Below are 13,766 nucleotides of genomic sequence, written 5' to 3' on the forward strand. Positions count from 1 at the left end.
CTACCGCAGCTTCAATGTGGAAAGGCCCACCAGGCACAACAGCATGGTGATGATCCAGAAACGCACCACGACCTGCGTCTCGCGCCAGCCGCTCTTCTCGAAGTGGTGGTGCAAGGGCGCCATCTTGAGCACGCGGCGGCCCTCGCCGAAGCGCTTCTTGGTGTACTTGAAGTAGGTCACCTGCGCCATCACCGAGATCGCCTCGACCACGAAGATGCCGCCCATGACGAAGAACACGATCTCCTGGCGCACGATGACCGCGATGGTGCCGAGCGCGCCGCCCAGCGCCAGCGCGCCCACGTCGCCCATGAAGACCTGCGCCGGGTGGGTGTTGAACCAGAGGAAGGCGAGCCCGGCGCCGGCCATGGCCGAGCAGAACACCAGCAGTTCGCCCGAGCCCGGGATGTGCGGGAACAGCAGGTACTTGGAATAGACCGCGCTGCCGGTCACGTAGGCGAACACGCCCAGCGCGGAGCCGACCATCACCACCGGCATGATGGCCAGGCCGTCGAGGCCGTCGGTCAGGTTCACCGCATTGCTGGCGCCGACGATGACGAGGTAGGTCAGGATCACGAAGCCGATGCCACCGAGCGGGTAGCTCACTTCCTTGAAGAAGGGCACCAGCAGATTGATCTTGGGCGGGAAGTCGAGATCGAAGCCCGAACCGACCCAGCTGTAGAACAGTTCGAGCACGCGCCAGTTGGAGCTTTCGGAGATGCTGAACAGCAGGTAGAAGCCCGCGACCAGCCCGACCACCGATTGCCAGAAGTACTTCTCGCGCGAACGCATGCCTTCCGGGTCCTTGCGCACCACCTTGCGCCAGTCGTCGACCCAGCCGATGGCGCCAAAGCCCAGCGTGACCCACAGCACGATCCAGACGAAGCGGTTCGACGGGTCGAACCACAGCAGCGTCGCGAGGGCGATCGAGAACAGCACCAGCACGCCGCCCATGGTGGGCGTGCCGCTCTTGGTCAGGTGCGTCTCCATGCCGTAACCGCGTATCGGCTGGCCGATCTTGAGCGCGGCAAGGCGGCGGATCACGTAGGGCCCGGCCAACAGGCCGACCAGCAGCGCGGTCAGCGCCGCCATCAGCGCGCGGAAGGTCAGGTACTGGAAGACGCGCAGGAAGCCGAACTCCGGCGAGAGCGTCTGCAGCCACAGGGCGAGGCTCACTAGCATGATGTGCAGGCCGCGTTCATTGGCTGCCCTCCTTGTCTTGTTGTTCTTCGGCAGCCGCCGCGACGGCCTGCACCACGCGTTCCATCTTCATGAAGCGCGAACCCTTGACCAGCACGCTGGCCGTGTGCGGCAACCGCGCCAGCACCGCCGCGTTGAGGGCTGCGATGTCGTCGAAATGCCGGGCCTCGGCGCCGCCGGCGGCCTTGAAGGCCGCGACGCCGTGCGCCGATTCGCGGCCGAGCGCAAAAAAAGTCTCGATGCCGCGCTGGCTCGCCCAGGCACCGACCTCGGCGTGGAACTGCGGTCCCTGGTCGCCGACCTCGCCCATGTCGCCCAGAACCAGCAGCCGCGGGCCCGGCAGGCCGCCGAGCACATCGATCGCGGCGCGCACCGAGTCGGGGTTGGCGTTGTAGCTGTCGTCGACCAGCGTGAGCGCGTGCCGGCCCGCAAAGCGCAGTTCGGCGGCCTTCGAGCGTCCCTTGACCGGCTCGAACGCGGCCAGCCCCTCGGCGATCTTCTCGAGCGACACGCCGCTGGCGAGCGAGCAGGCCACTGCGGCCAGCGCGTTCACCACGTTGTGCCGGCCGGCGATCCGCAACGTGGACTTGACGTCGCCGAGCGGCGTGCGCGCCTCGAAGCGCCAGGCACCGCCCTGCCATTGCGCGTCGGCCAGCGCGATGTCCGCATCGGCGCGCTCGCCGAAGCTCAGGCAGCGGCGCGAGGCACCCTCGTGCGCCATTTCGTTCCACAGCGCGGTGAAGGCGTCGCCGTAGGGGAACACGGCGGTGCCGCTGTCCGGCAGCGCGCTGATCGCGGCGCCGTTCTCGCGCGCCACCGCGTCGACGCTGGCCATGAATTCCAGGTGCTCGCGCTGCGCGTTGTTGACCAGCGCGATGGTGGGGCGCGCGATCGCGGCCAGCCGAGCGATCTCGCCCGGATGATTCATGCCGAGCTCAACCACCGCGAGCTGGTGCTGTTCGCGCAGGCGCAGCAGCGTCAGCGGCACGCCGATCTCGTTGTTGTAGTTGCCGGCGGTGGCGAGCGCGCGCCCTTCGCCGGTGGCGCGCAGGATCGACGCGATCATCTGCGTGACGGTGGTCTTGCCGTTGCTGCCGGTGACCGCAATCAGCGGCAGCTCGAACTGCGCACGCCAGCCCGCGGCCAGGGCGCCGAGCGCGGCCAGCGTGTCGGGCACCTCGAGCCCCGGCAGCCCGGCGGCCGCGAGTCCGCGGTGCGCGATCGCCGCGGCAGCGCCGCGCGCACGCGCATCGGCCAGGAAATCGTTGGCATCGAAGCGCTCGCCTTTCAGCGCGACGAACAGGTCGCCGGCCGCCAGCGTGCGCGTATCGGTGTGCACGCGCGAGATGGGCGTGGCGGGATCGCCGACCAGGCGCGCGCCCGGAATCCAGGCCTGCGCCTGGCCAAGGGACATCATGGGTGCTCCCGGCTGATGAGACTCGCTCATGCGCCACTCCTCAACGTCAAGGCATCGATCGCATGCGCTCGATCGGAAAACGCTATGCGCTCGCCCGCGATCTCCTGCCAGGCCTCGTGGCCGCGGCCGGCCAAGAGCACCACGTCGTCAGGCGCGGCCTGGGCCAGCGTCTCCCGGATCGCCTTCGCGCGGTCGGGCTCGACCTGGGCCGCCTCGGGACGCGCCAGGCCCAGCAGGATCTGGCTGATGATGGCGCTGGGCTTCTCGCTGCGCGGGTTGTCGCTGGTCACGACCACGCGGTCGGCCTGCTTCTCGGCCACCGCGGCCATCATGGGCCGCTTGGCGGTGTCGCGATCGCCGCCGCACCCGAACATGCACCAGAGCTGCCCGCCGCGCTGCCGCGCCAGCGGGCGCAGGCCGGCGAGCGCCTTGTCGAGCGCGTCGGGCGTGTGCGCGTAGTCGACCACCGCCAGCGGCTGGCCGTCGACGGCGACGCGCTCCATGCGGCCCGGCACGCTGTCGAGCCGCGCGCAGGCCGCCACCGCCTCCTTCAGCGACAGCCCGAGTGCGCGCAGCGTTCCCAGCACGCCCAGCAGGTTCGCGACGTTGTACTGGCCGATCAGCTGCGTCTTCAGGTGTTCGGCCGGCACGCCTTGCTCGAACACCGAGAACTGCAGGCCCTGCGCGTCGTAGCCGATCTCCGTGGCCCGCAGGCGAGCCGGCGCGCCGGCGGCCGACACGGTCCACACGTCCAGCGCGCCGACGCCGCGCTCGACCAGGTTCGCGACCAGGCTGGCGCCGTGCACGTCGTCGATGTTGACCACCGCGGCTCGCAGGCCGGGCCAGCGGAACAGCTCGGCCTTGGCCTGCCAGTAGGCGTCCATGCTGCCGTGGTAGTCGAGATGGTCCTGCGTGAAGTTGGTGAACACCGCGACAGCGATCCGGGTGCCGTCGAGCCGGCGTTCCGCGATGCCGATCGAGGAGGCCTCGATCGCGCAGGCGCCGAAGCCGCGGTCCGCGTAGTTGCGCAGCTCGCGCTGCAGCATCACCGGGTCGGGCGTGGTCAGACCGGTGTAGCTCAGGTCCGGCGGCACGCCGATGCCGAGGGTGCCCATCACGGCGCAGGGCGAGCGCCCCGCGAGCGCCTGCGCCAGCCACCAGGCGGTGGAGGTCTTGCCGTTGGTGCCGGTGACCGCGAGCACGTCGAGCCGCGTCGAAGGATCGTCGTGATAGGCCGCCGCGATCGGTCCGGTCGCAGCCTTGAGGCCGGCGTAGAGCGCGATGGCATCGCCTTCGAAGCCGAAGACCTCGACGCCCTCGGCCTCGACCAGGCAGGCCGCGGCGCCCTGCGCCAGCGCGGCCGCGACATGGTGCCGGCCGTCGGTGGCCGCGCCGGGCCAGGCGACGAACCCGTCGCCCGCGCCGATCGGCCGGCTGTCGGCATGCAGCGCGCCGCGCACGCGGGCCTTGAGCCAGTCCGCGGCTTCGAGGGGGGTATGGAGCGTCAGCATCAGAAGCTCTCTTCCACGCCGTTGGTCACGACCAGCGGTTTGACTGCCATGTCGGGCGGGACGTTCATCATGCGCAGCGTCTGCTGGACGACCTCGCTGAACACCGGCGCCGCCACCAGGCCGCCGAAATACTGGCCGGCGCTCGGCTCGTCGATCATCACCGCCACGATGATGCGCGGCTTCTCGATCGGCGCCATGCCGGTGAACCACGAGCGGTACTTGTTGCTCGCATAACCCTTGCCGACCTGCTTGTGCGCGGTGCCGGACTTGCCGCCCACCGAGTAGCCGATGGTCTGCGCGCGCTGGCCGGTGCCGCCGGGGCCGGCCGCCATCTGCAGCATCTTGCGCACCGCGAGCGCGTTCTGCGGCGAGAACACCTTCACGCCCACCGCCGGATCGGGGCTCTTGAGGATGGTCGCCGGAATGAGCTGCCCGTCGTGCGCGAAGGAGGTGTACGAATGCGCCATCTGGAACAGCGAGGCCGACAGGCCGTAGCCGTAGGACATGGTGGCCTGCTCTACGGGACGCCAGCTCTTCCAGGGCCGCAGGCGCCCCGTCACCGCGCCCGGAAACTGCAACTGCGGCTTCTGGCCATAGCCGAGCGCCGTGTAGGTGTCCCACATCTCGTGCGGGCTCATCTTCTGCGCGATCTTCAGCGCGCCGACGTTGCTCGACTTCTGGATCACGCCCTCGACCGTGAGCGTGCCGTAGTTGTGGGTGTCGCTGATGGTGAAGCCGCCGATGCTGAAGCGCCCGGGCCCGGTTTCGATCAGCGTCTGCGGCTTGATGCGGCCGGCCTCGAGCGCCATCGCGACGGTGATCGGCTTCATCGTCGAGCCGGGCTCGAAGGTGTCGGTGAGGGCGCGGTTGCGCAGCTGCTCGCCGGTGAGGTTCTGCCGCTTGTCGGGCACGTAGCTCGGGTAGTTGGCCAACGCCAGCACTTCGCCGGTGACGGCATCGAGCACCACCACGCTGCCGGCCTTGGCCTTGTTGGCCGTGACGGCGTCGCGCAGCTTCTGGTAGGCGAAGAACTGCACCTTGCTGTCGACGCTGAGCTGGATGTCGCGGCCGTCGACCGGCGGGATCTGCTCGCCCACGCCCTCGACCACGCGACCGAGCCGGTCCTTGATGACGCGGCGCGCACCCGCCCTGCCGGCCAGCTCCTTGTTGAACGCGAGCTCGATGCCCTCCTGGCCGTTGTCCTCGACATTGGTGAAGCCCACCACGTGCGCGGCGGCTTCGCCCTCGGGGTACTGGCGCTTGTATTCCTTGCGCTGGTAGATGCCCTTGATGTTGAGTTCCGCGATGCGCTTGGCAATCGGCTCGTCGACCTGGCGCTTGATCCAGACGAAGGTCTTGTCCTCGTCCTCCAGCTTCTTGTCGAAGTCCTTCTGCGTCATCTCCAGCAGCTTCGCGACCTGCCTGAGCTTGGCCTTGACTTCCGGGTCGTCGCGCTCGACGTCCTCCGGAATCGCCCAAATGCTGGGCGCCACCACGCTGGAGGCGAGCAGCAGCCCGTTGCGATCGAGGATGCGGCCGCGGTTGGCCGGCAGCTCCAGCGTGCGCGTGAAGCGCACCTCGCCCTGGCGCTGGAAGAAGTCGTTGCCGATCACCTGCACGTAGGCCGCGCGGCCGGCCAGCACCAGGAAGCCGAAGGCGATGCCGGCCACGATGAACTTGCTGCGCCAGACCGGAGTCTTGCTCGCGAGCAGCGGGCTGGTCGTGTATTGCACGCTGCGCCGGCTCATGGGGCGCTCCTGCGGGCAGCCGCGCGCGGCGCCGAGGCGGCCGGCGCCGGTTCCGGTGCAGCGACCGCCGGGATCACGGTGCCGTCCTGCCGCACGTACTGCGTGATGGCCGGCGTGGTGGTGCGCATCCTGAGCTGCTCCTTGGCCAGCTTCTCGACCCGCAGCGGCGTCGCCTGCGCGCGCTTCTCGACCTGCAGCCGGTCGTGCTCGAGCTCGAGCCGGCGCGCCTCGCTCTGCGTGCGATGCAGCTCGGTGAACAGCTGGCGCGACAGGTACTGCGTGTGCACCAGGTAGATCGCCGAGGCCAGTACGGCCATGAGCAGGAGCAGGTTGAGGCGCGTCATGTTCAGACTTGCGTGCGCTCGGCGACGCGCAGGATCGCGCTGCGCGCGCGCGGGTTGCCGTCCACCTCGGCCTTCGACGGCTTGACGCGTCCCAGTGCCTTGAGCTTCATCGCCTTCGGTGCAGCAAAGGGCGCGCGGCGGTCGTAGACCTCGCGCGAATGCCTGGCGATGAACTGCTTCACGATGCGGTCTTCCAGCGAGTGGAAGCTGATCACCGCGAGCCGGCCTTGGGGTTGCAACACGGTAAGGCTCGCTTCTAGCGCCTGTTGCAGCTCTTCAAGCTCGGCGTTGATGAAAATCCGAAGAGCCTGAAATGTGCGCGTTGCAGGGTTCTGGCCCGGCTCGCGGGTTTTGACCGCGCCAGCCACGAGCTCGGCCAGCTCGGCGGTGGTTGAAATTGGGCCCCGTTCTTGTCGGCGAGCTGCAATCGCCTTTGCAATCTGAACAGCAAACCGTTCCTCGCCATAGTCACGAATCACCTCCGCCATCTGCTGTGGTTCGGCCGTCGCCAGCCATTCGGCCACGCTCTCGCCGCGCGTGGTGTCCATGCGCATGTCGAGCGGGCCGTCGAAACGAAAAGAAAAACCCCGTGCGGGGTTGTCGATCTGGGGGGAGCTGATGCCGAGGTCCATCAGCAGGCCGGCCACACTCGCCGGCGGGAGTTCCCCCACGTCCTTGAAACCCTGGTGCCGGATGGAAAAACGCGCATCCTCGATGCGCGCTGCTTCGGCCACCGCTTCCGCGTCCTTGTCGTACGCGATCAGCCGGCCGGCCGGCGCCAGCCTCTCGAGGATGGCGCGCGAATGGCCGCCGCGCCCGAAGGTAGCATCCACGTAGGTGCCGGAGGCCCGCGACGCATCGGGAAGGAGGGCTTCCACCGCTTCCTTCAACAGCACGGTCGTATGGGTCCATGCCTGTTCCACGGCCGGCCTCAGAACGAAAAGTCCTGGAAAACGTCGGGCATCTCGCCCTGGGTGGCCTCGGCCTCCTTGGCGTCGTAGGTGGCCTTGTCCCAGAGCTCGAAGTTGTTGCCCATCCCGAGCAGCAGGACGTCGCGCGTGATGCCCGCCGCCGAGCGCAGCTCGGGCGAGATCAGCACACGGCCGGTGCCGTCCATTTCGACGTCCATTGCATTGCCCAGGAAGACGCGCTTCCACCACTGTGCCGACATCGGGAGCGCAGCGATGCGCTCGCGGAATTTCTCCCACTCGGGACGAGGGAACAGCATCAGGCATCCGTGCGGATGCTTGGTGATCGTGAGCTGGCCGGCCGCGGTCGCGCTCAGGACGTCACGATGCCGGGTCGGCACGGAGAGCCGCCCCTTGGCATCCAGACTGAGCGATGAAGCGCCTTGAAACACGACCACAAACCCCTGTGGTGGGAGGTGTCGCGCACCCAAAAGAGGCACCGCTCGACACTTTTTCCCACTTAACTGCACTTTTTTGCACTGTAGCAGGAAACGCTTAGCGCGCAACGGGCCGTCGCGGGTATTTTTTGTAATGGAATCAACGACTTAGCGGTGTTTTTGCAATTGCAGGAACACCGAATTTCGTTGCAGATGAAGCACTTAGCTCACGCAATGAATGTGATGCGTGAACCGTACAGGTGAAACACGCCGATCAGAGGATGAATCGAGAGAGGTCTTCGTCGTGACTTAGTGCCGAGAGGCGTGCATCCACGTAGGCGGCGTCAATCAAGATCGACTGGCCTTCGAGCTTGGTGGCGTCGAAGCTCACTTCGTCGAGCAGCCGCTCCATCACGGTCGACAGTCGCCGCGCGCCGATGTTCTCGGTGCGCTCGTTGACATCGTAGGCGATGCTCGCCAGCCGCGTGATGCTGTCCGGCGCGAATTCCAGCGTCACGCCCTCGGTCGCCAGCAGGGCCTGGTACTGCTTGACCAGCGAAGCCTGGGTCTGGGTCAGGATGCTCTCGAAATCCGACACCGACAGCGACTGCAGCTCGACGCGGATCGGGAAGCGGCCCTGCAGCTCAGGGATCAGGTCGCTGGGCTTGCTCAGGTGGAAGGCGCCGCTCGCGATGAAAAGGATGTGGTCGGTGCGCACCACGCCGTACTTGGTGCTCACCGCCGTGCCTTCGACCAGAGGCAGCAGGTCGCGCTGCACGCCCTGGCGCGAGACGTCGGCGCCCTGCGCATCGGTGCGCGTGGCGACCTTGTCGATCTCGTCGATGAAGACGATGCCATTCTGCTCGGCGTTGTGGATCGCCTGCGTGCGGATCTCGTCCTCATTGACCAGCTTGGCCGCCTCCTCGTCGATCAGCAAGCGCATCGCCTCGCCGACCTTGAGCTTGCGCGTCTTGCGCTTGCCCTGGCTCAGCTGGCCGAACATGCCGCGCAGCTGCTCGGTCATGTCCTCCATGCCGGCAGGGCCCATGATCTCGAGCGGCGCGCGCTGCTCGGCCAAGTCGATCTCGATCTCCTTGTCGTCGAGTTGGTGCTCGCGCAGCTTCTTGCGGAAGGCTTGCCGCGTGGCGTTGCCGCTGTTGTCTGGGGCGGCGCCTTCGGGCGTGCGCGCCGGCGGCAGCAGCACGTCGAGGATGCGCTCTTCCGCGCCGTCCTCGGCGCGCATGCGCACCTTGGCGCTCTCGCTCTCGCGCGTCTGCTTGACGGCGATTTCGGCCAGGTCGCGAATGATCGAATCGACGTCCTTGCCGACGTAGCCGACCTCGGTGAACTTGGTCGCCTCGACCTTGATGAAGGGCGCATCGGCCAGGCGCGCAAGCCGGCGCGCGATCTCGGTCTTGCCCACGCCCGTGGGGCCGATCATGAGGATGTTCTTGGGCGTGATCTCGGCGCGCAGCTTTTCCTCGACCTGCTGGCGGCGCCAGCGGTTGCGCAGCGCGATCGCCACCGCGCGCTTGGCGTCGGGCTGGCCGACGATGTGGTGGTCGAGTTCGGAAACGATTTCCTGGGGGGTCATGGACATTGATTCGCTCGATCCGGCCTCACAGGGATTCAACCGTGTGATGCATGTTGGTGTAGATGCAGAGTTCGCCCGCGATTTCGAGCGATTTCTTGACGATGTCGGCGGCGCTCATCTCGGTGTGGTCGACCAGCGCCTTGGCAGCAGCCTGCGCATAGGCGCCGCCGGAACCGATCGCGATGATGCCGTTCTCGGGCTCGAGCACGTCGCCGTTGCCGGTGATGATCAGCGAAGTGGTGGCGTCGGCGACCGCGAGCATCGCCTCGAGACGGCGCAGCACGCGGTCGGTTCGCCAGTCCTTGGTGAGCTCGATGGCGGCGCGCGCCAGGTGACCCTGATGCTTCTCGAGCTTGGCCTCGAAGCGCTCGAAGAGGGTGAAGGCATCGGCGGTCGCGCCGGCGAAGCCGGCGAGCACCTTGCCGTGATAGAGCCGGCGCACCTTGCGCGCACTGCCCTTGATGACGATGTTGCCGAGGGTGACCTGGCCGTCGCCGCCGATCGCGACCTGGTCGCCGTTCGGGGTCTTGCGGCGCACGCTGATGATCGTGGTTCCGTGAAATTGTTCCATCGAAGCAATATGGCGATGGCTGGCGCGAATGCAAGCCGAATAAGCGTAGTGCCCTCGTGAGCTTGAGAGACTATATCGGCCGCCGCCGGGCCGCTCCAAGGCCGCCGAGCCGCCCCCTCGGGGGGTGGAGAATTACACGCAGCGAAGCGAAGTGAAAAGCCGGGGGCCTAGTTCGTTCTGACTGCGACTTCGGCGTGGTCGGCGATGCCGATCACGCCGAAGAAGGCCGCGATCAGGCGATGCGCATCCACGAAGCTTACGCGCTGTTCGCGCGCATCGCGGGCGGTGACCCAGTTCAGGAGCGTGCCGGCCGCCACGAAATCGATGCGCACCAGCGCCGCGCAGGACACCGACAAGTTCGGTGCGCCGACCAGCTCCGCATCGAGGCGCTCCCAGGTCGAGAGCGACTCGCCCACCAGTTCCCCTGCCAGCGCGGTGTGGCCGACGGGGCCCGGGGCCAGGTCGTCGCCGGGCTCGTCGTCGATGGCCGAGATCGCGAATCCGGAGGCCTCTGGGCTTGGCCCTAGCGGCTGGGCCTCGAGCTCGCCGAAATCGCCCTTCGGGTCTTCCCAGGGCGGCGGCGACACCTCGTAGGTGATGCAATAGTTCAGCGCCAGCAGTTCGAATTCGTCGGCCCGGTGCATGACGCGCAATGCGGCCATGTGCAGCTGCCACCAGACCGCATCGACCTGGCGGTCGTTGACGGGCGTGGCCTCGGTGAGCACGATCAGCAGGCGATCACTGCCGGCAAAGCGCAGTTGCACCGCCGAATCCGCCCAGTGGTTGAACAAGGCGCGCAGCGGTCCGGCCGCATCGGCTTCGATGGCGTCGAGCGCATTCCAGTCGAGCTTCCACGACGCACCGGCCGCGGCCAGCGCGCGGGTGAGGCCGAGCAGGCTTTCGCGCGTCAGTTTGGCGGGGCTCGCCCAGTCGGCGCCGCCGACCGGTGCCGCCCTCGGCGCCGATTCGATTTCGGCGGCCGCCGAGACCTGGGCATTGCGCGCCAGTGCCCGCAGCGAAATCCATTCGGGCGCAGGGCGCTTCATGTGCTGCGCAAAGCGAATGCCGGCGGCCTCGAACTTGTCGGCATCGCCGGTGGCTCGATAGAGGTCGAGCAAGGCGAGCCACGTGTCGTCGTGCTCGACGCTCGGGCTGTCCGGCGCGAGCGTCTGCAGCAGGATGGCTTCGGCACCGGCATCATCGCCGTGGGCAAAGCGGATGGCGGCTTCCTCGATGCTGCCGTCGTAGACGGAACGTGCGCCCTGCTGCCCTGCCGCCCCGGGGGGCGGCGGCACGCCGGGCACAGTGTCGGCATAGGCGCGCGCATGCTGGGCGGCCATATCGGGGGAAGCCGCGCCGTCGGCGCCGGCTGCAGAGCCGGGCCCGCGGTTCTTCCACCATTGCTGCGACATCTGCTCTTCGATCTCGTCGATCTTCTTGAGCGTGAGCGCCCGGCCTTCGGTCTTGCCCGAGGTGCTGCTGATATTGAAGGAGGACGGCGTGGCCGCCGCATCCCGGCCGCCGGCCGCCTCGCGCTGGCGCAACTTGCGCAGCATGTCGAACTCGCGGCGGCGCACGAAGTCGTTGCGCTGGCGCCGCTCGATCATTTCCTTGAGCATCTCGCGGCTGTAGCCGTTCTCGAGCTGCGACGACTCCTCGGCATCAAGCTCGGACCAATCCTTGAGCGGATTGCGAACGAACTTCGCGACCTTCGACAGCAAGCGACCGGAATCTTCCTTGGCCATATCTCTAGATCACAACAGCAAAATCAACTCACCAAGGGCATGCGGCCGCCGCCGGGCCGCCCCAAGGCGGGCCGCGCCTCCCGCTCGGGGGGTGGCGAAGCACACGAAGTGGCAAGCCAGGGGGCCATGTCAATCGCCGAACATCTTCTGCTTCAGCTCGCGGCGTTGCTGCGCCTCGAGCGACAGCGTGGCGGTCGGCCGGGCCAGCAGGCGGCCGACGCCGATCGGCTCGCCGGTCTCGTCGCAATAGCCGTAGTCGCCCGCGTCGATGCGCTGGATCGACTGCTCGATCTTCTTGAGCAGCTTGCGCTCGCGGTCGCGGGTGCGCAGCTCGAGCGCGTGCTCTTCCTCGATGGTGGCGCGGTCGGCCGGGTCGGGCACGACCACCGTGTCCTCGCGCAGATGCTCGGTCGTCTCGCCGGCATTCTCGAGAATGCCGCGCTTGAGCTCCTGCAGCTTGAGACGGAAGAACGCCATCTGCTTCTCGTTCATGTACTCCGAATCCGGCATCGCGATCACCTCGGCATCGGTGAGTTCGTGGGCCGGCTTGCTCTTCCAGTTGTTGGCCAGCTTCGGATCCTTCTTGACGGCGATGGGCGGCGGCGGCACCAGCGGGTTCGTCGTGATCTGGACGAAGCTCGATTTGGCCGCGGTGGAAGCCACCGACTGGGGCATGGAGGGCACGGTCAGCTGCGACAGCCGCGAAACGCGTCCGCCGCGTGCGGGGGCAGGCGTGCCGGCAGGGGTGTTGGTGGGGGTGGTCGGAGTGGTCATGGAAGGTGTCGCCGTGGCGGGGGTGGAGGCGGCAGCCGCTTTTTTCATGGAGGACGGTGATGCTGCATGTGCGGCGGCACGAGGGCCGGCCGCCTTGGTTGACGAAGCGCCTGCGCTTGCCGTCGTGGTCTTGCTCTTGGCAGGGGCCTTCGACGGCGCGGCAGACTTGACTGGCTTGACCGGAGAAACCTTCTTCGCCGCGGGCACAGCCTTCTTGGCAGCCGGTGTCTTCTTGACCGCCGGCTTGGTCACGGGCTTGGCTTTGGCGACAGGTTTCTTCACGGTGACTGGCTCCTTCGACGAACGTTGTCAGGGTGCTCGCCGGTGGCGAACCCCGGGGTTATACCCCCGAAAGCAGGCCAGAAACGTGCGCAGTCCTATGCCGAAAGTCACACATACCTACAAGAAAAGACAAGTGCGCCCCCCGGAACAGGCGCGCGATTGTATAGAGAGATCGGACCCTCGGGTCAAACCAGGCACTGCTCCAGGCCCTGCTCCAGGATTTCGCGCGGCAGATCGATGCCGATGAACACCATCCGACTGATACGTTTTTCGTCCGCGCCCCAGGCGGGACCGAGGTCGCTGCCCATCAGCTGGTGCACGCCCTGGAAGATCACCTTGCGCTCGGTGCCCTGCATGTGGAGCACGCCCTTGTAGCGCAGCATGCGCGGGCCGTAGATGTTGACGATGGCGCCCAGGAAGTCCTCCAGCCGCGCCGGGTCGAAGGGCCGGTCGGCGCGGTAGACGAAGCTTTTCACGTCGTCGTCATGGTGATGGTGGTGGCCGTGGCCGTCGTGCGCGTGCGAGGGATGGTCGCAATCCTCGCCGTGTTCGTGGTCGTGGTGCTCGTGCTCGTCTTCCTTGAGGAAGTCCGGGTCGATGTCCAGCTTGGCGTTGAGGTTGAAGCCGCGCAGGTCGAACACGTCTTTCAGCGGCACCTCGCCGAAATGCACCTTCTGCTGAGGGGCGCGCGGGTTCATGTGCTTCAGCCGGTGGATCAGCGCCTCGGTCTCATCGGCGGCGACCAGGTCGCTCTTGCTGATGAAGATCTGGTCGGCAAAACCGACCTGGCGGCGCGCCTCCTGGCGGTCGTTGAGCTGCTGCGGCGCGTGCTTGGCGTCCACCAAGGTGAGGATCGAGTCGAGCAAATAGCTCTCGGCGATCTCGTCGTCCATGAAGAAAGTCTGGGCAACCGGGCCAGGGTCGGCCAGGCCGGTGGTCTCGATCACCACGCGGTCGAAATCGAGCAGCCCCTTGCGCTTCTTGGCCGCCAGCAGCTGCAGCGCCTCGCGCAGGTCCTCGCGGATGGTGCAGCAGATGCAGCCGTTGCTCATCTGCACGATCTGCTCCTTCGACTCGGTGACCAGGATATCGGTGTCGATGTTCTCCTCGCCGAACTCGTTCTCGATCACCGCGATCTTCTGCCCGTGCGCCTCGTTCAGGATGCGCTTGAGCAGGGTCGTCTTGCCCGAGCCGAGGAAGCCGGTCAGGATGGTGGCGGGAATGAGGGCCATGAAGTG

12 protein-coding genes are annotated in these 13,766 nt (G+C 67.3%); all 12 read right to left on the reverse strand.

Translation table 11 applies throughout. The annotated features are described in order from the left end of the window. The 12 genes from mraY to AC3A6B_RS14380 all read right to left on the reverse strand — a co-directional run bounded on the left by mraY (nucleotide 1) and on the right by AC3A6B_RS14380 (nucleotide 13,760). The gene (mraY, locus tag AC3A6B_RS14325) at nucleotides 1-1,179 is read right to left on the reverse strand and encodes a phospho-N-acetylmuramoyl-pentapeptide-transferase (protein WP_487837357.1); all 1,179 of its coding nucleotides are present in this window, start codon (nucleotides 1,177-1,179) and stop codon (nucleotides 1-3) included. A 16-nt stretch (nucleotides 1,180-1,195) separates the two neighbouring features. Further along, the gene (locus AC3A6B_RS14330) at nucleotides 1,196-2,614 is read right to left on the reverse strand and encodes a UDP-N-acetylmuramoyl-tripeptide--D-alanyl-D-alanine ligase (RefSeq protein ID WP_487837358.1); all 1,419 of its coding nucleotides are present in this window, start codon (nucleotides 2,612-2,614) and stop codon (nucleotides 1,196-1,198) included. 26 nt (nucleotides 2,615-2,640) lie between these two features. After that, complete coding sequence (locus AC3A6B_RS14335; RefSeq protein ID WP_487837359.1) at nucleotides 2,641-4,125, reverse strand: UDP-N-acetylmuramoyl-L-alanyl-D-glutamate--2,6-diaminopimelate ligase; 1,485 nt, start codon at nucleotides 4,123-4,125, stop codon at nucleotides 2,641-2,643. Beyond that, nucleotides 4,125-5,873, reverse strand: coding sequence for a peptidoglycan D,D-transpeptidase FtsI family protein (locus AC3A6B_RS14340; RefSeq protein WP_487837360.1), 1,749 nt, complete (start codon nucleotides 5,871-5,873; stop codon nucleotides 4,125-4,127). Before AC3A6B_RS14340 ends, AC3A6B_RS14335 begins: the two co-directional genes overlap by 1 nt. Continuing rightward, nucleotides 5,870-6,217 carry a cell division protein FtsL gene (ftsL, locus tag AC3A6B_RS14345; RefSeq protein ID WP_487837361.1) on the reverse strand — a complete coding sequence of 116 codons (348 nt, stop codon included), beginning with the start codon at nucleotides 6,215-6,217 and terminating at the stop codon, nucleotides 5,870-5,872. Before ftsL ends, AC3A6B_RS14340 begins: the two co-directional genes overlap by 4 nt. A 2-nt stretch (nucleotides 6,218-6,219) precedes the next feature. Beyond that, nucleotides 6,220-7,140: a 16S rRNA (cytosine(1402)-N(4))-methyltransferase RsmH gene (gene rsmH / locus AC3A6B_RS14350; protein WP_487837362.1), complete on the reverse strand. Its 921-nt coding sequence runs from the start codon at nucleotides 7,138-7,140 to the stop codon at nucleotides 6,220-6,222. 8 nt (nucleotides 7,141-7,148) lie between these two features. Then, on the reverse strand, nucleotides 7,149-7,577 hold the full coding sequence (mraZ, locus tag AC3A6B_RS14355; RefSeq protein WP_093104177.1) for a division/cell wall cluster transcriptional repressor MraZ: 429 nt from the start codon (nucleotides 7,575-7,577) through the stop codon (nucleotides 7,149-7,151). A 259-nt stretch (nucleotides 7,578-7,836) separates the two neighbouring features. Next, nucleotides 7,837-9,162: an ATP-dependent protease ATPase subunit HslU gene (gene hslU / locus AC3A6B_RS14360; RefSeq protein WP_487837363.1), complete on the reverse strand. Its 1,326-nt coding sequence runs from the start codon at nucleotides 9,160-9,162 to the stop codon at nucleotides 7,837-7,839. A 19-nt stretch (nucleotides 9,163-9,181) separates the two neighbouring features. Beyond that, nucleotides 9,182-9,727 carry an ATP-dependent protease subunit HslV gene (gene hslV / locus AC3A6B_RS14365; protein ID WP_214697758.1) on the reverse strand — a complete coding sequence of 182 codons (546 nt, stop codon included), beginning with the start codon at nucleotides 9,725-9,727 and terminating at the stop codon, nucleotides 9,182-9,184. Nucleotides 9,728-9,894: 167 nt separating this feature from the next. Then, nucleotides 9,895-11,448, reverse strand: a complete 1,554-nt coding sequence (locus tag AC3A6B_RS14370) for an STAS domain-containing protein (RefSeq protein WP_487837364.1) — start codon at nucleotides 11,446-11,448, stop codon at nucleotides 9,895-9,897. 153 nt (nucleotides 11,449-11,601) lie between these two features. After that, a complete protein-coding gene (dksA, locus tag AC3A6B_RS14375) occupies nucleotides 11,602-12,528 on the reverse strand; it encodes an RNA polymerase-binding protein DksA (RefSeq protein ID WP_487837365.1) in 927 nt (308 codons plus the stop codon). 185 nt (nucleotides 12,529-12,713) lie between these two features. Further along, the gene (locus tag AC3A6B_RS14380; protein ID WP_487837366.1) at nucleotides 12,714-13,760 is read right to left on the reverse strand and encodes a CobW family GTP-binding protein; all 1,047 of its coding nucleotides are present in this window, start codon (nucleotides 13,758-13,760) and stop codon (nucleotides 12,714-12,716) included. Nucleotides 13,761-13,766 lie beyond the last annotated feature (6 nt).

This window comes from Variovorax sp. Soil_C_33, from assembly GCF_057656935.1.